At 65.2% G+C, this 21,370-nt stretch carries 24 protein-coding genes; 20 read left to right on the forward strand and 4 right to left on the reverse strand.

The features are described 5' to 3' along the window. The first annotated feature begins 7 nt into the window (after positions 1 to 7). The 9 genes from hslO to BM075_RS14725 all read left to right on the forward strand — a co-directional run bounded on the left by hslO (position 8) and on the right by BM075_RS14725 (position 9,856). A complete protein-coding gene (hslO, locus tag BM075_RS14685; RefSeq protein WP_093361454.1) occupies positions 8 to 1,003 on the forward strand; it encodes an Hsp33 family molecular chaperone HslO in 996 nt (331 codons plus the stop codon). After that, positions 990 to 1,595 (forward strand): CoA pyrophosphatase, encoded by a 606-nt coding sequence (locus tag BM075_RS14690; RefSeq protein WP_093361455.1) that lies wholly within the window; start codon positions 990 to 992, stop codon positions 1,593 to 1,595. The genes hslO and BM075_RS14690 overlap by 14 nt, the downstream gene beginning before the upstream one ends. Continuing rightward, positions 1,595 to 2,743, forward strand: a complete 1,149-nt coding sequence (locus tag BM075_RS14695) for a CCA tRNA nucleotidyltransferase (RefSeq protein ID WP_093361456.1) — start codon at positions 1,595 to 1,597, stop codon at positions 2,741 to 2,743. The genes BM075_RS14690 and BM075_RS14695 overlap by 1 nt, the downstream gene beginning before the upstream one ends. 54 nt (positions 2,744 to 2,797) lie before the next feature. Next, a complete protein-coding gene (locus BM075_RS14700) occupies positions 2,798 to 3,394 on the forward strand; it encodes a LysE family translocator (protein ID WP_093361457.1) in 597 nt (198 codons plus the stop codon). 114 nt (positions 3,395 to 3,508) lie between these two features. After that, positions 3,509 to 5,362 (forward strand): ABC transporter ATP-binding protein, encoded by a 1,854-nt coding sequence (locus BM075_RS14705; protein ID WP_093361458.1) that lies wholly within the window; start codon positions 3,509 to 3,511, stop codon positions 5,360 to 5,362. Further along, positions 5,359 to 7,206 (forward strand): ABC transporter ATP-binding protein, encoded by a 1,848-nt coding sequence (locus BM075_RS14710; RefSeq protein WP_093361459.1) that lies wholly within the window; start codon positions 5,359 to 5,361, stop codon positions 7,204 to 7,206. Before BM075_RS14705 ends, BM075_RS14710 begins: the two co-directional genes overlap by 4 nt. Then, positions 7,203 to 8,432, forward strand: a complete 1,230-nt coding sequence (locus BM075_RS14715) for a class I SAM-dependent RNA methyltransferase (protein WP_093361460.1) — start codon at positions 7,203 to 7,205, stop codon at positions 8,430 to 8,432. Before BM075_RS14710 ends, BM075_RS14715 begins: the two co-directional genes overlap by 4 nt. 22 nt (positions 8,433 to 8,454) lie before the next feature. Next, a complete protein-coding gene (locus BM075_RS14720; RefSeq protein ID WP_093361461.1) occupies positions 8,455 to 9,273 on the forward strand; it encodes an ion transporter in 819 nt (272 codons plus the stop codon). A gap of 85 nt (positions 9,274 to 9,358) precedes the next feature. Next, entirely contained in the window at positions 9,359 to 9,856 is a 498-nt protein-coding gene (locus BM075_RS14725; protein ID WP_093361462.1) for a L,D-transpeptidase family protein, read from the forward strand. Between the two features lie 40 nt (positions 9,857 to 9,896). On the opposite strand, the gene dalA is transcribed toward BM075_RS14725, so the two are convergent. After that, positions 9,897 to 10,391: a divisome-associated lipoprotein DalA gene (gene dalA, locus BM075_RS14730; RefSeq protein WP_093361463.1), complete on the reverse strand. Its 495-nt coding sequence runs from the start codon at positions 10,389 to 10,391 to the stop codon at positions 9,897 to 9,899. A 157-nt stretch (positions 10,392 to 10,548) separates the two neighbouring features. On the opposite strand from dalA, the gene BM075_RS14735 reads away from it, so the two are divergent. Both BM075_RS14735 and BM075_RS14740 read left to right on the forward strand, forming a co-directional pair. Further along, positions 10,549 to 11,151: a L,D-transpeptidase gene (locus BM075_RS14735; protein ID WP_093361464.1), complete on the forward strand. Its 603-nt coding sequence runs from the start codon at positions 10,549 to 10,551 to the stop codon at positions 11,149 to 11,151. Positions 11,152 to 11,292: 141 nt separating this feature from the next. Next, positions 11,293 to 11,481 carry a hypothetical protein gene (locus tag BM075_RS14740; RefSeq protein WP_093361465.1) on the forward strand — a complete coding sequence of 63 codons (189 nt, stop codon included), beginning with the start codon at positions 11,293 to 11,295 and terminating at the stop codon, positions 11,479 to 11,481. 105 nt (positions 11,482 to 11,586) lie between these two features. Here the strand turns inward: BM075_RS14740 and hemH are convergent, their stop codons facing one another. Then, complete coding sequence (gene hemH / locus BM075_RS14745) at positions 11,587 to 12,621, reverse strand: ferrochelatase (protein WP_093361466.1); 1,035 nt, start codon at positions 12,619 to 12,621, stop codon at positions 11,587 to 11,589. Positions 12,622 to 12,673: 52 nt separating this feature from the next. Beyond that, the gene (locus tag BM075_RS14750) at positions 12,674 to 13,519 is read right to left on the reverse strand and encodes a methyltransferase domain-containing protein (RefSeq protein ID WP_093361467.1); all 846 of its coding nucleotides are present in this window, start codon (positions 13,517 to 13,519) and stop codon (positions 12,674 to 12,676) included. On the opposite strand from BM075_RS14750, the gene BM075_RS14755 reads away from it, so the two are divergent. The 5 genes from BM075_RS14755 to thpR are packed head-to-tail and all read left to right on the forward strand — an operon-like array spanning position 13,518 to position 16,418. Beyond that, positions 13,518 to 14,285 carry a ComF family protein gene (locus BM075_RS14755; protein WP_093361468.1) on the forward strand — a complete coding sequence of 256 codons (768 nt, stop codon included), beginning with the start codon at positions 13,518 to 13,520 and terminating at the stop codon, positions 14,283 to 14,285. The two genes, BM075_RS14750 and BM075_RS14755, sit on opposite strands and share 2 nt — an antisense overlap. A 28-nt stretch (positions 14,286 to 14,313) precedes the next feature. After that, complete coding sequence (gene grxC / locus BM075_RS14760) at positions 14,314 to 14,574, forward strand: glutaredoxin 3 (RefSeq protein WP_093361469.1); 261 nt, start codon at positions 14,314 to 14,316, stop codon at positions 14,572 to 14,574. A 14-nt stretch (positions 14,575 to 14,588) separates the two neighbouring features. Beyond that, the gene (locus BM075_RS14765; protein ID WP_093361577.1) at positions 14,589 to 15,419 is read left to right on the forward strand and encodes a carbon-nitrogen hydrolase family protein; all 831 of its coding nucleotides are present in this window, start codon (positions 14,589 to 14,591) and stop codon (positions 15,417 to 15,419) included. Continuing rightward, complete coding sequence (locus BM075_RS14770) at positions 15,419 to 15,859, forward strand: MarR family winged helix-turn-helix transcriptional regulator (RefSeq protein ID WP_093361470.1); 441 nt, start codon at positions 15,419 to 15,421, stop codon at positions 15,857 to 15,859. Before BM075_RS14765 ends, BM075_RS14770 begins: the two co-directional genes overlap by 1 nt. Positions 15,860 to 15,878: 19 nt before the next feature. Continuing rightward, positions 15,879 to 16,418 carry an RNA 2',3'-cyclic phosphodiesterase gene (thpR, locus tag BM075_RS14775; RefSeq protein WP_093361471.1) on the forward strand — a complete coding sequence of 180 codons (540 nt, stop codon included), beginning with the start codon at positions 15,879 to 15,881 and terminating at the stop codon, positions 16,416 to 16,418. On the opposite strand, the gene ubiG is transcribed toward thpR, so the two are convergent. Next, on the reverse strand, positions 16,403 to 17,167 hold the full coding sequence (gene ubiG, locus BM075_RS14780; protein ID WP_093361472.1) for a bifunctional 2-polyprenyl-6-hydroxyphenol methylase/3-demethylubiquinol 3-O-methyltransferase UbiG: 765 nt from the start codon (positions 17,165 to 17,167) through the stop codon (positions 16,403 to 16,405). The two genes, thpR and ubiG, sit on opposite strands and share 16 nt — an antisense overlap. 71 nt (positions 17,168 to 17,238) lie before the next feature. Between ubiG and pip the strand changes: the two genes are divergently transcribed. The 4 genes from pip (at position 17,239) to nusA (ending at position 21,345) form a co-directional block, all read left to right on the forward strand. After that, positions 17,239 to 18,228 (forward strand): prolyl aminopeptidase, encoded by a 990-nt coding sequence (pip, locus tag BM075_RS14785; RefSeq protein ID WP_093361473.1) that lies wholly within the window; start codon positions 17,239 to 17,241, stop codon positions 18,226 to 18,228. A 54-nt stretch (positions 18,229 to 18,282) separates the two neighbouring features. Then, entirely contained in the window at positions 18,283 to 18,912 is a 630-nt protein-coding gene (locus tag BM075_RS14790; protein WP_093361474.1) for a CDGSH iron-sulfur domain-containing protein, read from the forward strand. Between the two features lie 134 nt (positions 18,913 to 19,046). Then, positions 19,047 to 19,646: a ribosome maturation factor RimP gene (gene rimP / locus BM075_RS14795; protein ID WP_093361475.1), complete on the forward strand. Its 600-nt coding sequence runs from the start codon at positions 19,047 to 19,049 to the stop codon at positions 19,644 to 19,646. A gap of 16 nt (positions 19,647 to 19,662) precedes the next feature. Further along, positions 19,663 to 21,345, forward strand: coding sequence for a transcription termination factor NusA (gene nusA, locus BM075_RS14800; RefSeq protein ID WP_093361476.1), 1,683 nt, complete (start codon positions 19,663 to 19,665; stop codon positions 21,343 to 21,345). Positions 21,346 to 21,370 lie beyond the last annotated feature (25 nt).

The following is a 21,370-nucleotide window of genomic DNA, read 5'->3' on the forward strand; positions in this document are numbered from 1 at the left end:
AAACCCCATGACTCTCGGATCAAGAATCGCGTGGGACGATACCGTCCTGCCCTTCCAACTCGATCGTTCCGACATACGCGGGCGGATCGCCCGGCTCGACTCCGTTCTCGACCGCGTACTGGAACAGCACGACTACCCACCCGCTATCGAGGCACTGGTGGCGGAGATGACGCTGCTGACCGCGCTGATCGGCCAGACGATCAAGCTGCGCTGGAAGCTCTCTCTGCAAGTGCGCGGCGACGGACCGGCGCGGTTGATCGCGACGGATTATTACAGCCCTCCGGAAGAAGGGGCGCCGGCGCGAATCCGGGCCTATGCCAGCTACGACGACAGCCGGCCGCTGGACGGGAACCCATTCGACCTGATCGGCCGCGGATACTTCGCGATCCTGATCGACCAGGGTAAAGGCACGACGCCATACCAGGGGATCACGCCCATCGCGGGCCGGAGCCTGGCGCAGTGTGCTGAAACGTATTTCGCACAGTCCGAACAGCTCCCCACCCGGTTTGCGCTCGGTTTCGGCCATTCCTCGCACCCCGGCCATGGCGGCTGGCGGGGCGGCGGCGTGATGCTTCAGTCCATGCCAAAGGCCTCACCCGGAGCGACACCGGCGCCGGAGGGTGGCGAAAAACGGCTGCTGAGCGCCGAAGATTTCCTGACTGGCGAGGAAGAGGAACACTGGGAACGGGCGAACATCTTGCTCGACACGGTCGAGGACCTGGAACTGGTCGGCCCGCGCGTTCAGCCGACCGATCTGCTGGTGCGACTGTTCCACGAGGAAGGGCCGCGGGTGTTCGACGCCCAACCGGTGGAATTCGGGTGCACCTGTTCGCCGGCCAAGGTGCGGCAGTCGCTGTCAATCTACTCGGCGCGCGACATCTCGCACATGACGACGGAGGACGGCATCGTGACGGCGGACTGCCAGTTCTGCGGGGCGTATTACGAGTTCGACCCGGCGACGCTCGGTTTCGAGGCGGAGGAGGCGCCGGGTGACGACGCGTGACGATCTTCGGGCGCGGCTGAAAGCGGCCATCGCGGCACCGGGGCACCCGTCGTCGGACTACGACCTGAACCCCGACGTGGTGCTGCCCGCAGGCCGGCGCCTCCGGGCGGCGGCGGTGCTGGTTCCGGTGGCGCTGGAGGAACGGGGCGCGCGGCTCTATCTGACCAAGCGCTCGTCGCGGCTCAAGCATCACCCGGGCCAGGTGGCGTTTCCGGGCGGCAAGGTGGACGAGGGCGACGCGAATGCGACCGCGGCCGCTCTACGCGAGGCCCACGAAGAAATCGGATTGCGGCCAGAGAACGTGGAAGTGCTGGGCACCCTTCCGAGCCACGAAACGGTCACCAGCTTTCAGATGACGCCGATCCTGGGCCTTCTGCGGGACGGGTTCGAGCCGGTGCCGGAACCTGGCGAGGTTCAGGAGGTCTTTTCCGTGCCGCTCGATTTGGTCGTCACCCCGTCCCGCTTTTCGGTAGAGCGGCGGCGCTGGCGCGGGAACTGGCGGCGGTATTACACGGTGCCGCACGGACCCTATTACATCTGGGGTGCGACGGCTCGGATCCTGCGGGCGCTGGCAGACAGGATGTCGGGCTGATGCGGATCGCGGCCCCCTGGCTGGAGCTTCCGGCGGTTCAGCAAGTCTGCACATTGCTGGAAGCTGCAGGACATCGGGCGCTCTATGTCGGGGGATGCGTGCGCAACACGCTGCTCGGCTATCCGGTCTCCGACCATGACCTTTCAACTGACGCGCCGCCCGAAGCGGTGATCGCCGTCATGGAAGACGCAGGGCTGAAGGTCATTCCCACAGGCATCGAGCACGGCACGGTGACGGTGTTGGCCGACGGCGAGCCCTTCGAGATCACCACCTTCCGGCATGACATCGAAACCGATGGTCGCCGCGCTGTCGTGCATTTTGCCACGGATGTCGCCGAAGATGCCCGGCGGCGCGATTTTACGATGAATGCGATCTATTGCGACCGGCGGGGGGAGATCGTCGATCCTCTGGACGGCATGCCGGACCTGCGGGCGCGCCGCCTTCGTTTCGTTGGACGCGCATCGGAACGGGTGCAGGAGGACTATCTGCGCATTCTGAGGTTCTTCCGCTTTTCCGCCTGGTATGCCGATCCTGAACAGGGGATGGACCCGGAAGCGCTGGCCGCCTGCGCGGAGCATCTGGACGGGTTGGCGCGGATCTCGGCGGAACGGATCGGAGGCGAGGTGCGCAAGCTGTTGTCGGCCCCCGAGCCGAGCCATGCGGTCTCGGTCATGGAGACGACGGGCGTTCTGGGTGCGATCCTTCCGGGAACCGACGTGACGGCGCTGCCGATCCTCGTGCACCTGGAAGAGCAGCTAAGCCGAGCGCCGGACCCGATCCTGCGCCTTGCCTCACTCGGTGGCGAGAGCGTGGCGGAGCGGCTGCGGCTGAGCAAAACGGAGGCACGCCAGCTCGACTTGCTGGGCGAAGCGGCACGGTCGGGTCAGGGGGCGGCGGAGCTGGGCTATCGCCTTGGCGCGCACGATGGCGTCGCGGCGGTACTGCTCCATTCGGCGCTTCTGGGCGTGGCGCCTGCCCGGACGGCGCTGGACGATCTGCGCCGAGGTGCGAAAGCGGAATGTCCGATTGCTGCGCGGGATCTTATGCCGCGCTTTCGCGGGTCCGAGATCGGTCGGGAGTTGAAGGCGCGAGAGCGGCGCTGGATTGACTCCGGTTTCACGCTCACCCGCGAGGAGTTGTTGGCTTGACGTGCCTTTCCGCGCCCGCGATGGTCCCGCGAGCCGACTCCGAGAGACACGACCATGTCGCCTGACGCCTTCATCACCCTGGTTCCACTCGCCACCGTCGCTGCCTGGACTCCCGGACCCAACAACGCCCTCGTCGCGAGTTCCGGCGCCACCTTCGGCCTGCGCCGGACGTGGCCACACGTGCTCGGCATCGGCCTGGGCTTTCCACTGATGATCTTCCTCGTCGGCTTCTTCTTCGGCGGACTGTTCCAGACCTATCCGATCTTGCGGGAAGGGCTGCGGTGGATCGGAGCGGCCATCCTGCTCTGGCTCGCCTGGAAAATCGCCACGTCCGGCGGCACGAGTTCAGCCGGCGGCACGCCCCGCCCGTTCACTTTCTGGGAGGCGGCAGCCTTTCAGTGGATCAATCCGAAGGGGTGGGCCTTTGCCGTGGCGCTCACCAGCCAGTTCGTCTCGCCCGACGCCCCGTTGCTGTCCGCCCTCGCCGTAAGCTCCGTGTTCCTGATCGTCGGCCTGGGAAGCGCCACGACCTGGGCTGTGCTCGGACAGGCGATCACGCGGTGGGTGAACACAGAGCACCGCCTGCGCTGGTTCAACATGGCGATGGGCGCGATCATTGCGGGCTGTGTCGTGTTGCTCTTTCTGGATTGACGCAAGGTCCTGCCCAGGACGTCAATCGCGCGCCCTTTCGCTTTCCGCTCCCACGGTTTTCCTGTAACAGGAGCGGACTAGGTACAGCCCCGAATGCGCGCCGAGGAAGCCCCGATGTTTCGACATTTCGAGAACATCGTCGACCCTTATACGTCCTATGAGGAGAACGACACGCCGCCGCAGCGGCTGTGGCCCTTTCTGTGGGCCTATGCGCAGCCGTTCCGAAAGTGGTTCGTCGTTGCGGCGCTGCTGTCGATCCTCGTTGCGGCGGTCGAAGTGGGCCTGATCCACTACATGGGCCGCGTTGTCGACATCCTCTCGAACGGCGCGCCGGAGCAGGTCTGGCAGCAACATCGCTGGGAACTGATCGGGATCGCCGCCTTCGTGTTGATCCTCAGGCCGGTCCTGCAGGCGTTGGATGTGCTGATTCTGAACAACGGGCTGATGCCGAACTTCGGAACCCTGATCCGTTGGCGCGCGCACCGGCACGTCCTGCGTCAGTCCGTCGGCTGGTTCGAGAACGATTTCGCCGGCCGCATCGCCAACCGGATCATGCAGACCCCGCCCTCGGCCAACGAGGCGATGTTCCAGGTGTTCGACGCGATCACGTTTTCCCTTGCCTACCTTGCCGGGGCTGCTGTCCTGCTGGCGGAGGCCGACATACGCCTCGTGCTTCCGATGCTGATATGGTTCGTGCTCTATGGCGCACTGCTTCACTGGACGATTTCCCGCGTCGGCCCGGCTTCCAAGGCCGCGTCGGACGCCCGCAGCGAGGTAACGGGCCGGGTGGTGGACAGCTATTCCAACATCCATTCGGTCAAGATGTTCGCACATCACGACCGTGAACTGGACTACGCCAAGGAGGCGATCGAGGAGACGCGGCGCACGTTCCGCAAGGAAATGCGGATCTACAGCGTCATGGACATCGCGCTAACCGCGCTGAACGGGTGGCTGATCGTCGGCGTCGTGGGCTGGGCGGTGGCGCTCTGGATGCAGGGCATGGCCAGTGTGGGCGTGGTGGCGGCAGCAACGGCACTAACGCTTCGGCTCAATGCGATGACCGGCTGGATCATGTGGGCGGTGTCGTCGTTCTTCCGCAACCTCGGGGTGGTCGCGGAAGGGATGGAGACCATTGCCCAACCCATCAGCCTTGTCGATCCGCCGGCCGCGCCGCCGCTTCGGCTGACCGACGGTCGTATCGTATTCGAGAACGTGAGCCACCACTACGGGCGCGGCGCTGGCGGGATCGACAGGCTGTCGATCACCATCCAACCTGGAGAGAAGGTCGGGCTTATCGGCAGGTCCGGGGCGGGAAAGTCCACATTGGTAAAGCTGCTCCTGCGGTTCTACGACGTCGAGGCGGGCCGCATTTTGATTGACGGACAGGACATTCGGAGCGTCAGCCAGGAGAGCCTACGCCGAAACATCGGCATGGTGCAGCAGGACACCGCGCTGCTTCATCGCTCGATCCGGGAGAACATCCTGTATGGGCGGCCGGAGGCGAATGATGCCGAGATGATCGCAGCCGCTGACCGCGCGGCAGCCACGACGTTTATCCGGGATCTTTCCGACCAGGAGGGCAACACGGGCTACGCGGCCCGAGTGGGCGAGCGTGGCGTGAAGCTGTCCGGCGGCCAACGGCAGCGGATCGCCCTGGCGCGAGCCATCCTGAAGGACGCGCCGATCCTGGTGCTGGACGAGGCAACCTCTGCCCTGGATTCGGAGATCGAGGCGGCAATCCAGGACACGCTCTACGGTGTGATGGAAGGCAAGACGGTCATCGCCATCGCGCACCGCCTGTCCACCATCGCGCGGATGGACCGGATCCTGGTGCTCGACGAAGGGCATGTCGTCGAGGAAGGCTCGCATGCGGAGCTTCTGGCGCTCGGCGGGCTCTATGCACGCTTCTGGGAGCGGCAGTCGGGCGGGTTCATCGGCATGGACCCGGGATCGCAGGCCGCCGAATGACCGGATTGATCGATCGCCTTGCAAGTGTGATAGATGCCTTCCGCCCCGCCGACGGCCCACCGCCGTCGCAACTCTGGCCGTTCGGCCGGTGGGCGTTGCGCGGGGCGGAGCCGGCGCTCTTTGCGGCCCTCGTGGTCACCGCGCTGGCGGGAGCGGCGGAAATGATAGCGGCGTGGTTCACCGGGATGGTGATCGACGCCGCTGCGCAGCACGGGCCGGGGGCATTCTGGGGGCCGTATTCGCCGGTGATCGTGGGCGGGCTGGTACTCTTCCTTGTGGTCCGGCCGGTGCTTTTCGCGGCCGACGCGGGTATGACGTCCATCCTGCTGGGGCCGCACCTGTTCCCGCTCGTGCTGAGCCGTCTCAACCGGTACGTTCTGGGCCACTCCCTGCGCTACTTCGAGAACGATTTCGCCGGGCGGATCAGTCAAAAGGCGATGCAGACCGCGCGCTCGCTGACCGAGCTGGTGATCGAGTTTGCCGACGTGGTCGTTTTCGGGCTGTCGATGTTCGTTTCGGCGCTAGTCCTGATGGCCGGGGTGGACGGCCGGCTTCTGTTTATCTTCGTCGTGTGGGGCGCGATCTATGCGACCACCCTGCGCTGGTTCATCCCCCGCGTCCGGCGGCGCGCGGCGGCGCGGGCGGGGGCGCGCACGGTCGTGACCGGGCAGGTCGTCGATACCTTGTCGAACATCGCCACCGTGAAGCTTTTCGCCCACCACGACCACGAGGATAGGGCGACGCTGGAGGCGTTGGAGCGATTCCGCGTCCGGTCCGTCGAGTTCGGGGCGATGACGGCGGGCTTCCGGTTGGCACTCATGACCAATGGCGGGCTGCTGCCGCTCCTGGCGATCCTCGGAAGTCTCTACCTGTTTACCATCGGCGAAGCCTCGCAGGGCGACATCGCCATGACCGCCATGGTCGCCGTCCGCCTGAGCCAGATCACCAACCGGCTGGGTCGGGCGGCGATCTCGATCTTTACCAACATCGGCGAGATCGAGGACGGCATCGGAACGCTGACCCCGGCGCATGAAATCACCGACCATCCACATGCGGCGGGAACGGCGCAGGGCAAGGGCGCGATCCGGTTCGAGAACGTGCGCTTCGCCTATGGCGGGCCGGCGGCGGCGCTGGACGGGTTCGATCTCGACATCCGGCCGGGGGAGAAGGTGGCGCTGGTCGGTGCCTCCGGCGCGGGCAAGTCGACTGTCACCTCGCTGCTGCTCCGGCTCTACGATGTGGAGGACGGGCGGATCCTGCTGGACGGCACGGACATCCGCGACCTGACCCAGACGGCGCTGCGCCAACAGATTGCCACGGTCCGTCAGGAAACGGCGATGTTCAATCGCTCGGCGCGCGACAACATCCGTTACGGTCGGCCGGATGCCGACGACGCGGCGGTGTTCGACGCCGCCCAACGGGCCTCCGCGCACGAGTTCATCCTGGGTCTCAGGGACTATCGCGGGCGGACGGGGTACGACGCCCATCTTGGAGAGCGCGGCGTGAAGCTCTCGGGCGGGCAACGGCAGCGGATCGCTCTGGCGCGCGCCATCCTTAAGGACTCGCCGGTGCTGGTGCTGGACGAAGCGACTTCGGCACTGGATTCGGAGGTCGAGGCGCAGATCCAGGTCGCGCTTGAACATGTGATGGAGGGCAAGACCGTCATCGCCATTGCCCACAGGCTCTCCACCATCGCCCGGATGGACCGGATCGTGGTGCTGGACGGCGGCCGGATCGCCGAGCAGGGCACGCATGAAGAACTGCTGGGGCAGGACGGGCTCTATGCCCGGTACTGGCAACGGCAATCGGGCGGGTTCCTGAACCCGGCAGAGGCGGCCGAATGAGGGACGTCACCATCGAACGGCTGGGGCATCTGGGCGACGGCATCGCGCCCGGCCCGATCTACGCGCCACGGTGCCTGCCCGGAGAAGTCGTGACCGGCACGCCGGAGGGCGACCGGCTCACCGATGTCCGCATCCTCGTGCCCTCGCCGCACCGGGTTGCCCCGCCGTGCCGGCACTACGCGGGCTGTGGGGGCTGCGCGGTGCAGCATGCGGGCGATGCTTTCGTCGCGGGTTGGAAAGAGGGGATCGTGCGGACGGCGCTGGCCGCGCAAGGGCTTGAGACCGAGTTCCGCCCGATGCACGTGTCTCCACCCCGGACGCGCCGACGGGCGGTGTTTGCCGGCCGTCGCACCAAGAAGGGGGTGCTGGTCGGGTTTCACGCCCGGGCGTCCCATACAGTGATTGACGTGCCGGGATGCCAGCTCGTGCTGCCGGCTCTGCTCGACGTCCGCCCTGCCCTGGAGGCGATCACCCGCGCCGGCGCCTCCCGGAAGGGGGAATTGAGCCTGACCGTTACCGCCGCCCCCGAAGGACCGGACGTTGCGGTTTCCGGCGGCAAGCCGTTGGACTTGGTGCTTCGGGCGCAATTGGGAGAAATCGCCGGCACCTATCGCCTGTCGCGCCTGACGTGGGACGGCGAATTGCTGGCGATGGAGGCCGCGCCGACCGTGAAGTTCGACGGCATCGCCGTTTCTCCGCCGCCGGGCGCCTTCCTGCAGGCAACCGAGGACGGGGAACAGGCCCTGCGCGCCGCCGTGACGGAGGCCGTTAAGGACGCTGAGCAGATCGTCGACCTGTTCGCCGGCTGCGGAACCTTCGCCCTTCCGCTGGCCCGCCGCGCGTCGGTGCACGCGGTCGAAGGGTCCCGGGCACTTACCGACGCCCTTACCGCCGGCTGGCGGCAGGCCGGTGGCCTTCGTCCTGTTACGGCAGAAACACGAGACCTTTTCCGCCAACCACTGGGTGACGAAGAACTCGGACGATTCGACGCCATCGTGATCGACCCGCCCCGGGCCGGTGCCGAGGCACAGGTGGAGCAAATCGCGGCATCGGACATATCCTGCGTCGCCGCCGTGTCCTGCAACCCGGCCACATTTGCCCGCGATGCCGCCCGGCTCGTCCGGGGCGGGTTCCGGCTCGACTGGGTGCAGGTCGTGGACCAGTTCCGCTGGTCGCCCCACGTGGAACTTGCGGCCCGTCTTTCGCGCAACCATATGGGCGCCTGAGGCGATCCCAGAGGAGACTTACATGCGCGAGAGGCTGCGCGCCTGGCTCGACCGGCCCGGCACCCGGAACTTCGTGATCGGCGTGATCGTCGTGAACGCCATCCTGCTCGGGTTGGAGACCTATCCCGCGATCATGGACCGCGCGGGCGGGCTCATCGTGGCGCTGGATACCCTGTGTCTCTCCATCTTCGTCCTTGAGATCCTGGCCAAGCTTATCGCCTATCGGTTCGCGTTTTTCCGCAGCGGCTGGAACGTCTTCGATTTCCTTATCGTTGGTATTTCGCTGATCCCCGGTGCACACACGCTCTCCGTCCTGCGGGCGTTGCGGATCTTGCGGGTTCTGCGCGTTATCTCGGTTCTCCCCCGACTGCGCCGCGTCGTGGAGGGATTCATCTCCGCGATACCGGGGATGGGCTCGGTTTTTCTGTTGATGGCGCTCGTTTTCTATATCGGCGCGGTCATGGCGACGAAGCTCTATGGGGCGGATTTTCCGGAGTGGTTCGGCTCGCTCGGCCGCTCAGCGTATTCGCTGTTCCAGATCATGACTCTGGAATCCTGGTCGATGGGAATTGTTCGGCCGGTGATGGAGGTGCATCCGGGCGCCTGGATGTTCTTTGTCCCCTTCATTCTTCTGACGACCTTCGCCGTGGTGAACCTGCTCGTGGGACTGATCGTGAACTCCATGCAGGACGCCCACCACGAGGAGGACACCGCCGAGACCGGCGCCTATCGCGACGAGGTGCTGGCGCGGCTGGAGGGAATCGAACGGCGGTTGGAGGGAATCGCGGTACAGGTTCCGACGGAGGCGTCGGCGCCGGAACGCGAAAAAAGGCGGATGTGAGCGGAAGCGGCGCCATTCACCCGCTTCAAATTCTTGGCGAAGGCGCTATAATCTCGTCCAAAATAATAGATGGGACAAGGCAGGCATGTACGTTCCGAGACGGGCACTCTTGGCTGGTGGCGCGGCACTCGCGCTTTCGGCCTGTTCGAGCAAATTCAGGAAATACGACGGGCCGCAGGTGACGCGGCTCCAGGTGGTGAAGGAGCGCCGCAGGCTCTACCTTTTCAACGGCATGACGCCGCTGAAGGCCTTCGACATCCACCTAGGCAACAACGCCCAGGGGCCAAAACGGTTTCGTGGCGACGGCAGGACGCCGGAAGGTACATACCTGATCGACCGGCGCAATCCGAACAGTTCCTTCCACCTGTCGCTCGGTATCTCCTATCCGAACGAAGAAGACATCGCGTTCGCGCAGGCTCACGGGATGGACCCAGGCGGCGATATCTTCATCCACGGCGGGCGCCGCAAGACGGATCCGCGCGGGAAGGACTGGACGGCCGGCTGCATCGCCGTGAAGGACCGCGAGATGGAAGAGATCTACGCCATGGTCGGCACCGGCACGCCGATCGACCTGTTCGCCTGAGCCTGCGCCATCGGCCGCCGTTTTCAAGCGGCGGCCATCGTCAGGCGCCGGTGATCAGAGTCCACCAGATCTTGCCGTTCCGCTCCTGGAACCACGCAAAGCCAAGGTCACGCGCAGCCGGGTCCATGATGATGGCACGGGCATCCGCCCTGTCCATCCAGGCGCCGAGCGTGTCGATCTCGCTTTCGTAGCTTTCAGCGACGGCTTGGCCGATGAACGTGCCGGGATACCCCGTCCGCGCGACCCGCATCAGCGGTGAAGAGCCGTCCGACCCGAAGTTCCACGGGCGGTTCTGCAGGGACATGTCCTGAGAATGGCTGGAGGCCGCCGCGTTGAGTTGCGGGCTGAGCTTCAACGACGGCAGCCCGGCTGCCGTGCGAAGGCTGTTGATCGAATCGAGCGTGCGGTATTGGATGTCAGCGGTATCGCCCTGCGAAATGCGATACACGCGAACGCCGTCGACGGTACTCGGGGACGGTGCGCAAGCTGACAGAAGAATACCGAGAACGGCAACGAGAGCTATGGAACGGGTCATGTCTGGGGACGCCTGATCGTGAGTCTCTCTCCTCTAGCCGCTCCTTTGCAGCGGTTCAAACATTTCGGCGGCCTGACGCCGCTTTGATTTGCGGGCGGTGTTTCCGCGCAATAAAATACCACGGCCCAGGGTAGGGGCAGGCACCGAGAAGGACATTATGACCGATTCGACCGATTTCAGACTGACCCGGCGCCGCTTCCTGCGCGCCAGTGGTGCGACCGTGCTCGGCGGGCTTGCGGCCCCCGCGCTGGCTCAGAACGGCCCGTTCGATCCGTTGCGTGAGAACGATCCCAACCTCCGTCGCAACATCGCGACCTTCCGCGCCAGATCCTGGCAGCCTTATTTCTCCTCCACCGCGAACGGTGCGATCCTCGTCGATATCGACTCCCGCGCGCTGCATTACTGGTCCGCCGACCAGAGCATCTACCGGGTATATCCGACCAGTGTGCCGATCTCGGAGGACCTGACGCGGCGCGGCCGCACGAGCGTCACCCGCAAGGTGGAAGGCCCCTCATGGGCGCCGACGCCATCCATGAAACGGCGCAATCCGGACTGGCCGGACTTCGTTCCGCCGGGCCCGGACAACCCGCTCGGCACCCATGCGCTGTACCTCGGATGGCAGTACTACCGCATCCATGGAACGCATGACACGCGCAAGATCGGCCGCCCGTCGTCCAACGGTTGCATCGGCCTTTACAACGAACATATCGCTGAGCTTTTTTCGATGGTCAGCCCAGGCGCGCAGGTGTTGCTAATTTGACGACATCGTCGCAGGTGCAGCGAAGCACAATCAGTGAGCAATTGCCAAAGTCGGGCGTCTCTGTAAGGAATTGATTACGAGGTACTACTTTGGGCGTGGGCGTCCTCAATAACCGTGTCCGCGCATTAACTGGAGGTTAACATGAAGAAGCTTGCTCTCGCCGCTGCTCTGTCGCTCGCTGCGACGGCGACCCTTGCTGGTGGCTACGAAGAGCCGGTCATCGAGCCGGTCATCATTGAAGAAGAAACCGGCACGTCCGGTGGTGGCCTGTGGCTGCCGCTTCTGGTCTTCATCGTGATCGGTGCCGCTGCCGCCAGCGCCAGCAACTGATCGCTCGAAGCGTAGAATTTTGGAGAAGGCGGGTCGCAGGGCCCGCCTTTTTCTATTGGACCTGTGCCGCATGAATGCCGACCACGATCGTCCGGCGACTCGGGGCTATTCGATCCAGCCGCGGAGGTTGGTCGCGATGATCTCGGACAAGGCCGCAATATGCGCCGAATCGTCGTTGAGGCAGGGAATGTAGGTGAAGCTTTCGCCGCCGGCCTCCTCGAAGCTCTCCCGGATTTCCTCGTTGATTTCTTCCAGCGTCTCGATGCAATCGGCGGAGAATGCCGGAGCAATCACGGCGATGCGTTTCTTGCCCTCCCGGGCGAGCACCGCAACGTGGTCCACTGTGTAGGGCTTGAGCCACTCCTCGGGGCCGAACTGACTCTGGAAGGTCGTCGTGATGACGTCATCGGAAAAGCCCAGCCGCTCCTTCAACAGGCGCGTCGTCTTTTGGCACTGGCAGTGATAGGGATCGCCCTCCATCAGGTAGCGCTGCGGCAGGCCATGGTAGGAACACACCAGCATGTCGGGCTTCTGCTCCATCCCGTCATAGGCGCGTGAAACCGACTGCGCCAAGGCATCGATGTAGACGGGCTCCGCGAAATACGGCGGCACGATGCGGGCTGTGGGCTGCCATTTCTCTTCCATCAGGGCCCGGAAGAACTGGTCGTTCGCGGTGGCCGAGGTCGCCCCGGCATATTGCGGGTAGAGCGGGAAGAACAGGATACGGCGGCACCCCTGCTCCATCAGCGCTTCGACCTTCGATTTCGTGGACGGGTTGCCGTAGCGCATGCAGAAATCCACCGCCACTTGATCACCGAACCGCGCCTGCATCTGCTCGGCGATCGCCGCAGTCTGGTCCCGAGTGATCGTCATCATCGGGCTTTCGTTCTTTTCCTCGTTCCAGATCGACTTGTAGGCCTCGCCGGAGCTGAATGGACGCTTGGACAGGATGATGAGCTGCAACAGCGGCTGCCACTTCCACTTCGGGTAGTCGATGACCCGCTGGTCAGAGAGAAATTCGCTGAGGTAGCGGCGCATGGACCAGTAGTCCGTGCCGTCCGGGGTGCCGAGGTTGGCCAGAAGCACACCGATCTTTTCGGGCTTTACCGGGGGATGGTCGGCGGGAAGATGGTCGGTCATCGGAAGTTCTGGCTTTCTCTGCGCTGTCTGGAGGCGACGTAAGGGCCTCGTATCATTCTTCAATCGGTTTGTCGCGGCTTGGGGCCCCTTCCTCCACCCCCAACGCATCGGCGAGCCGGGCCGTGGCAGAGCCTGGGCGGAGCGGCAATGGCTGGGAGGCGTCCGGCGCCCAGCCCAACAGGAAGATCAGCTCGAACGTCGCCTCGACACGCGCCCCGTCCGCCGGGAAGTGCATCGCATAGGCCTCCGCTGCGTGCTGGAACAGACGCCGGGAGCCCATGGCACGGTGACGGTCGGCGAGCGCGTTCGTTTCACCCATCGCGCGAAGGTCACGCATCAGGTCGAAGGCCGTTTCATACGTGGCGGTGAGCGGCACGCTGTCCGCCACCGGCAGCGCGAAGCCGGCCCTTTGGAGAAGCGCGCCGATGTCACGGATCTCGCCCATCGGCGCCACGCGCGGCGACAACCCTCCCATGACCTCCATTTCGGCCGTTCCGAGCGCCGACCGCAATTCGGCCAGTGTCTCCCCCCCGAACAGGCAGCCAAGAAACAGGCCGTCGGGTTTCAGCGCGTGGCGGGCCTGCACCATCTGGCCCACGGGATCATCGGCCCAGTGCAGGGCGAGAGCGTGGATAACGAGGTCATGGGCACCCGGTTGAAGGTCCAGGATCTCCTCGTCGGATATCTGCCGGGCCTGCGGCATCAGGTCCGCCCAAAGATCGGGAAAACCTGAGATCACAACAGGCGCCGTAAAGGCCCTGTTAACCACTTCCAGTCTTTCCTGTATCTCGCCGGCGGCCGTCCGGTGAAGAAAATCCGCCATGCCGCCGGGTGTGCGGCGGGCGCGGGTACGGGCGCGGACAAGCGCCGCACGGTCGGTCAGTTGGGGTCGAGTCATGGGTGGGCAGGTTACTTCGCTACAGGCAAATGGGATTGTGCGGACGACGCTGACCGCAGCGCTCCGCACAATCTACCCTCCGCATTGCCTCGCCTGCAACGATGTCGTCGGGACGGAAGACGGGCTTTGCGGGACATGCTGGCGAGACACGTATTTCCTGACAGGGCTGGTCTGCGACGCCTGCGGCGCTCCCTTGCAAGGCGAAGACACCGGGGAGAAGGGGATGTGCGACGACTGTCTATCGATCGCCCGGCCCTGGTCGCGCGGGCGCGCGGCCATGATCTATGCCGGCACCGGGCGGCGGCTGGTCCTCGGGTTCAAGCATGGCGACAGAACGGAGCTCGCCCGTGTCGCCGCGCGGTGGATGGCAACTGCGGGTCGCGACATTCTGGAGCCGGGAATGCTGGCGGTTCCCGTGCCCCTGCACTGGCGGCGGCTGTTTCACAGAAAGTACAATCAGTCCGCCCTCCTGGCCGCCGGCCTGGCGCGGCAGGCGGGCCTCGAGACCTGCCCGGACCTCCTGCGCCGCTCCCGCCACACCGGCACGCAGGAAGGACGCGGGCGGGATCAGCGATTCGAGAACGTTTCCGGTGCGATCGGCGTCCACCCAAAGCGCGCCCACCTTCTGACGGGCCGGAACGTCGTTCTGGTCGACGATGTTCTGACCTCCGGCGCGACGCTCGCGGCCTGCGCGGACGCTTGTCTGGCCCACGGAGCGCGGGATGTGCGGGTCATCGTACTGGCGCGCGTCGTGAAGGACAGATAACCTCCGGCGGAACGTTCCGGAGACATTTATGAAACCTGTCGAGATCTACACAACGCAAACCTGCGGGTTCTGCCGCGCCGCCAAACGCCTGCTCGATGACAAGGGCGTGAGCTACACCGAGATCGATGTTGCGAGAAATCCCCAGCTTCGTCAGGAGATGATGACCAGGGCCAAGGGCGGCTATACGGTGCCGCAGATTTTCATCGGCGGCGAGCATATCGGGGGCTGCAACGAGCTTTACGCGCTCGAGCGGTCGGCGAAACTCGACCCGATCCTCAAGGCCGCATGAGCGGGTCCGGGAAAATGCGCACCGCCCTGCTGCAACTGAATGTGACGGACGATCCGGCGGAAAATCTGCCGGGGACGCTCGAGATGGTGGCCGAGGCGGCGTCCGGCGGGGCCGGCTTCGTACTGACGCCGGAGGTGACGAATTGCCTTTCGTCGAGCCGTGCGTGGCAGGAAAAGGTGCTGAGCACCGAAACCGACGACCCGACGTTGGCCGCGCTGCGGGAAGCAGCGGAGACGCACGGCATCTGGCTGCTGATCGGCTCTCTCGCTCTCACGTCGGAGGATCCTGACGGGCGATTCGCAAATCGCTCGTTCCTCATCGACCCGGCGGGAGACATCGTGGCCCGTTACGACAAGATCCACATGTTCGACGTCGAGGTCTCGGAGACGGAGTCCTACCGCGAATCGGCCGGGTTCCGTCCGGGGCGGGAAGCGATCTGTGCCGAGACACCGTTCGGTTCGATCGGCATGACTGTCTGCTACGACCTCCGTTTCCCCACGCTCTACCGCAAGCTGGCACAGGCCGGGGCGCAGGTTCTCACGATCCCGGCGGCGTTCTCCCCCGTAACCGGAGAGGCGCACTGGCGGCCCCTCCTGCAGGCCCGCGCCATCGAGTGCGGCGCGTATGTGCTGGCCCCGGCCCAATGCGGCACCCACCGGGCCCACGAGGGGAAGGAGCGCAGCACCCACGGCCATTCACTGGCCGTGGCGCCATGGGGGGAAGTGCTGGCCGACGGGGGCGACGCGCCAGGGATCACCTTCGTCGATATCGACATGGCCGACGTGGAGCGCGCCCGCACGCGGGTGCCGTCACTCTGGAACGACCGGGAGTTTGACGGACCCTGATGAGCGCTCAGACCGACAGCCTGGCCGTGGCGCTTTTCAGCGAGATCTTCATGATCGACCAGCTTGCGCACAACCGCCTGACAAAGGCGTTGCCGCGCGGAATGGAGCTGAGCCACTTTTCGGTGCTGAACCACCTGTCGCGTCTGAGCGAGGAACGCACACCGGCGCAGCTTGCGCAAACCTTTCACCTGACCCGGGGCGCAATGACGAACACGCTTGCCAAGCTGGCGCGGGCGGGCCACGTGCACATTCGGCCCGATTGGGACGATGCCCGACGCAAGTTCGTTTCGATCAGCCCTGCCGGGCGCGAGGCCACCGATGCGGCCATTGCCGCGATGACGCCTGTCATCGGCGAAATCGTGAACGGCATCGGCGCGGAGCGCGCGCGGCAGGCCCTTCCGGTCCTGCGGGAATTGCGAGAACGGCTGGGAGAGGGCTGAGGCCGCCGCCGCACCCGATATGCGCTGCTTCATCGCCATACCCCTGCCAGAGCCACTCCGCGATCGGCTGGCCGACATTCAGGACGGCCTGCCCTGCGGGCGGGCCACGCCGCCGGAGAACCTTCATCTGACATTGGCGTTCCTGGGCGAAATCGAGACGGACCAAGCCGTCGCGGTGCACGAGGCGTTGGCAAGCCTGCATGCCGCGCAATTCGAGGTGCAAGTCGCCGGGCTGGACCTCTTCGGTGGCAAGGCCCCCAAGATCCTCGTCGCCGGGGTCCACAGGAGCGAACCGTTGCTTGCGCTGCACGCATCGGTGCGCCGCAAACTGACGCCGGCGCTCACCCTTCCGCGTGAGCGATACCGCCCGCACGTAACCCTCGCCCGCTTCAACCGCCCGCCGGGCCGGGACGAGATCGCGCGGCTCGGCATGTTCCTCCAGGCCAACGCCCTGTTCGAGGCGCCGCCATTCGATGTGGAGGGGTTTTCGCTCTACCAGTCCGAGCTGGGTCACGGACCGGCACGGCACACCGAGCTGGCCTTTTACCCGTTGGCCTGACCCAGATCGGGCTTGGTGGAGGCCGTCACGTAATTGACCGACAGGTCCTTCTTGGAGAGGGACCAACTCCACGTCACCGGGTTGAAGACGAAACCCGTCGCGTCTTCCGGTGTGAGGCTAGCCCGCGAAATCAGGTCCTTCAGCTCGCTCGGCGTGATGAACTTGTTCCAGTCGTGGGTGCCCTTCGGCAGCCAGCGCATGACCCATTCGGCCCCGACGATCGCCATCGCGAAGCTCTTGGCATTGCGGTTGATCGTGGAACAGATCATCAGCCCACCGGGCTTCAGGAGCTGCTGGCAGGCGGTCAGGTAGGCGAGCGGGTCGGCCACGTGCTCGACCACTTCCATGTTCAGGACGACGTCGAACTGTTCCCCGTCTGCGGCCAGCGCTTCGGCGGTGACATGGCGATAGTCGATGTCCAGCCCCGACTGGTCCGCGTGGATCTGGGCGACGGGAATGTTGCGCGGCGCGGCGTCCGCGCCGACGACCTCGGCCCCCAGCCGCGCCATAGGCTCACTCAGCAGTCCGCCCCCGCAGCCGATGTCAAGCAGCCGCAGCCCGGCGAACGGCGCCTCCGCGGCGAGGTCCCGGTCGAACTGCGCGGCGATCTGGCGAGTGATGTAATCCAACCGGGTCGGGTTCAGCATGTGCAGCGGCTTGAAATTGCCGGTCGGGTCCCACCATTCCGCGGCCATCGCCTCGAACTTGGCGATCTCGCTGGGGTCGATGGTGGTCTCGTTCGGTGACATCGGCAACTCCTTCGTCGCGGCTCGTTCATAGGGCGTGGCGCCGCGTTCCGCTCCGCTATATAGCTTCTTTCATGGACCGTCTCGCAGATCACAAAAGCGCACAGGATTTCCTTTACCCGCCGCTGGCCCCCTTTGACCAGCGGATGATGGAGGTCGGTGACGGTCATACGATCTATGTCGAACAATGCGGCAATCCAGAGGGCCTTCCCGTCGTCGTTCTTCATGGGGGGCCAGGCGGCGGATGCAGCCCCGCGATGCGCCGGTTCTTCGACCCCAAGGAATACCGGATCGTACTGTTTGACCAACGCGGGTGCGGCCGGTCGCGCCCACATGCGAGCGTGGAAGCCAACACCACCTGGCACCTGGTGGCCGACATCGAGCGCATCCGCACCACCCTGGGGATCGACCGCTGGGTCGTCTTCGGTGGCAGTTGGGGCGCCACGTTGGCCCTCATCTATGCCCAGACCCATCCGGACCGCGCGGCCTATCTGATCCTTCGCGGAGTCTTCCTGATGACCCGCGCGGAGCTTGACTGGTTCTACGGCGGCGGCGCGGGACGATTCTTCCCCGAGCAGTGGCGCCGCTTCGTCGGGCTTTTGCCGGAGAACGAGCGTGACGACGTGATCGAAGCCTTCGGCCGGCGTCTCTTCGATTCCGAGCGGGCCGTGCAGGTCCGTTTCGCCCGCGCGTGGGCCGCCTGGGAGAACGCTCTGGCCTCCATGGCTCACAGCGGCCACGGCAGTGAGAGCCCACCGGATTACGCGCGCGCCTTCGCCAGGTTGGAGAATCACTACTTCCGCCACCTCGGCTGGCTGGAGCGGGATGGCCGCATCCTAGACGACATGCCGCGTATCTCGCACATCCCCGGCACAGTCGTTCAGGGGCGGTACGACATGATATGCCCCCCGGCCGCAGCCTACAGACTGACCGAGCGGTGGGCGCAGGGCGACCTTCGGATGGTGAGCATGGCCGGCCACGCGCTGACCGAGCCCGGCATTACCCGGGAGCTGATGCGGACCACCGGAGATGTGCTGCGCTCTGCGGGACGGCTGGGGTTCTAGACAGGCCCGCGGCGCGGGCTACCTTGCTGACGGACGCAGCCGAAGGAGCCCGCGATGAGTGACGACAGCCCGCATATCGAAGAGCGCGAGAACGGCCCCCTCGTCGCCAAGGGAATCACGCGAATGTGCCGGACCGACGGCACCGAGCTTGAGGTGAAGCCGTCGATGGCCCTTTGCCGCTGCGGCGGCAGTTCCAACAAGCCCTATTGCGACGGAACCCATGCAAAGAAAGGGTTCGAAAGCAGGAGCGGCACGCCGGAAGGCAAGGATCGCGTCCTGTCCTACGATGGCAGAGAGGTGACCGTCTTCTTCAATCCGCGCATCTGCGGCCATGTATACGAATGCGGCCGCACCGCGCCGGAGGTGTTCGATTCTGAGCAACGGCCTTGGGTCCAGCCGGACAATGGCACGCTTGAGCAGATCGAGGCCGCCGTGCGCGCCTGCCCTTCCGGCGCGCTCCGGATGGCGCGGACGGAGATCCCGGAACACCGCCTGCCCGACCGCGCCCAGATCACGGTGGAGGAGGATGGTCCCTACTGGGTCGAAGGCGTGGCACCCCCCGTGCCGCTCGATGCCGAGGGCGCAACGGCAGCAAAATATGTTCTCTGCCGCTGCGGAATGTCTGGCAACAAGCCCTATTGCGACGGCACCCATCACAACAAAGGGTGGAAGGCCGACGAGTAGGCGGCATTTCCCTTGCAATGCCGGGGTGGGCACCGTATATGCCCACCCAACAGCGGCGCTGTCGAGGCAACTCGAAAGCTCCACCGGGAAAGATCGACGGGCCGCGCGCCCGTTTTTTTGTGCCTGAAAGACCCATGACCGACCTGATCGCCAAGACCAATATGGACCAGCGCCTGGCCGAGATCCTGACCCCTGTCATCGAGGGGATGGGATACGAGTTGGTGCGGATCCGCCTGATGTCCGGCAAGACGAAGACGCTTCAGATCATGGCCGAGAAGCCCGACGGGGGCATCGAGGTCGATGACTGCGCCGAGATCTCCACCGCCGCCTCCGCCGTGCTCGACGTGGAGGACCCGATCGAGGACAACTACACGCTGGAGGTCTCCAGCCCCGGGATCGACCGGCCGCTGACCCGGCTAAAGGATTTCGAGACCTGGGCGGGGTACGAGGCCAAGCTGGAGACGGCTGAGCTGATCGACGGCCGCCGCCGCTTCCGCGGTACGCTTCAGGGCGTCGAGGCTGGAGAGGTTTTGATCGAGATCGACCAGGAGGGCGGGCCGGTGGTGATCGGCCTTCAGTTCGACTGGTTGAGCGACGCAAAGCTGGTGCTGACCGACGAACTGATCCGCGAGGTGCTGAACCAACGCAAGCATGCGGGCGAGATCGACGAGGCCCAGTTCGACGAAGTGCAGACATTCATGGCGTCCGAGGACGGCGCCGACAAGAACTCGTAAAGGGGAAGAACAAGAGATGGCTATCACATCCGCCAACCAGCTCGAACTGCTCCAGACCGCCGAGGCGGTGGCGCGCGAGAAGATGATCGACCCTGGCCTTGTGATCGAGGCGATGGAGGAAAGCCTCGCCCGCGCAGCCAAGTCCCGCTACGGCGCCGAGATGGACATTCGCGTGTCGATCAACCGCAAGACCGGTCGGGCGACGTTCACCCGCGTGCGCACGGTCGTCGCAGACGAGGATCTGGAGAACTACCAGGCGGAGTTCACGGTCGATCAGGCGCGGCAGTATTTCTCCAATCCCAAGCCTGGCCGAGAGGAATACTGGTTGCGCAGCGGTGCGCGCGTAGAGGAATTTGCCGGCGGGCCTGCCGTCGGGGACGAGTTCCACGAGACGGTTCCCCCGGTCGATATGGGCCGGATCGCCGCGCAATCGGCCAAGCAGGTGATCCTGCAGAAGGTGCGCGAAGCCGAACGCGACCGCCAGTTCGAGGAGTTCAAGGACCGCGCCGGGACCATCATCAACGGTGTCGTCAAGCGCGAGGAATACGGCAACGTTATCGTCGATATCGGCCGTGGCGAGGGCATCCTGCGCCGCAACGAGAAGATCGGCCGCGAGAGCTACCGCAACGGCGACCGCATCCGCTGCTACATCAAGGACGTGCGTCGCGAGGCCCGCGGGCCCCAGATCTTCCTCAGCCGCACAGCGCCAGAGTTCATGGCCGAGCTGTTCAAGATGGAAGTGCCGGAGATCTACGACGGCATCATCGAAATCAAGGCCGTCGCTCGCGATCCGGGCAGCCGGGCCAAGATCGCCGTGGTGTCCTATGACGGCTCCATCGACCCGGTGGGCGCCTGTGTCGGTATGCGCGGCTCCCGCGTGCAAGCCGTGGTGAACGAACTTCAGGGCGAGAAGATCGACATCATTCCTTGGAATGAGGACGTGCCGACCTTCCTGGTGAACGCGCTGCAACCGGCGGAAGTCTCCAAGGTCGTTCTCGACGAAGAGGCCGAGCGGATCGAAGTCGTGGTGCCCGACGAGCAACTTTCGCTCGCCATCGGCCGTCGCGGTCAGAACGTGCGGCTGGCCAGCCAGCTCACGGGCCTCGACATCGACATCATGACCGAGGAGGAGGAGAGCCAGCGCCGCCAGAAGGAATTCGAGGAGCGCACGCAGCTCTTCATGGATACGCTGGACCTCGACGAGTTCTTTGCCCAACTTCTGGTGTCGGAGGGCTTCACCAACCTGGAAGAAGTCGCCTACGTGGAGCTCGACGAGCTTCTGGTGATCGACGGGGTGGACGAGGACACGGCCAACGAACTTCAGGCCCGCGCCCGAGACCACATCGACGAGGCCAACCGAAAGGCGCTGGAACGGGCCCGCGAAATGGGTGTCGAGCAGAGTCTGGTTGATTTCGAGGGCCTGACACCCCAAATGATCGAGGCGCTTGCCGAAGACGGCGTGAAGACGCTGGAGGATTTCGCAACCTGTGCCGACTGGGAGTTGGCCGGTGGCTGGACCACGGTGGACGGCGAGCGCGTCAAGGACGACGGTGTGCTCGAGAAGTTCGACGTTTCGCTTGCCGAGGCGCAGGACATGGTGATGACGGCCCGCATTCAACTGGGCTGGGTCGATCCCGCGGAGCTGGAAGCCGAGCAGACCGAAGACGTGGCCGACGAAGCAGAGGAGGCCGGCGCCTGATCGCGGGCGTGGGTGGGACGCGGGC

The sequence above is a fragment of the Tropicimonas isoalkanivorans genome (assembly GCF_900112335.1).
Classification (GTDB): domain Bacteria; phylum Pseudomonadota; class Alphaproteobacteria; order Rhodobacterales; family Rhodobacteraceae; genus Tropicimonas; species Tropicimonas isoalkanivorans.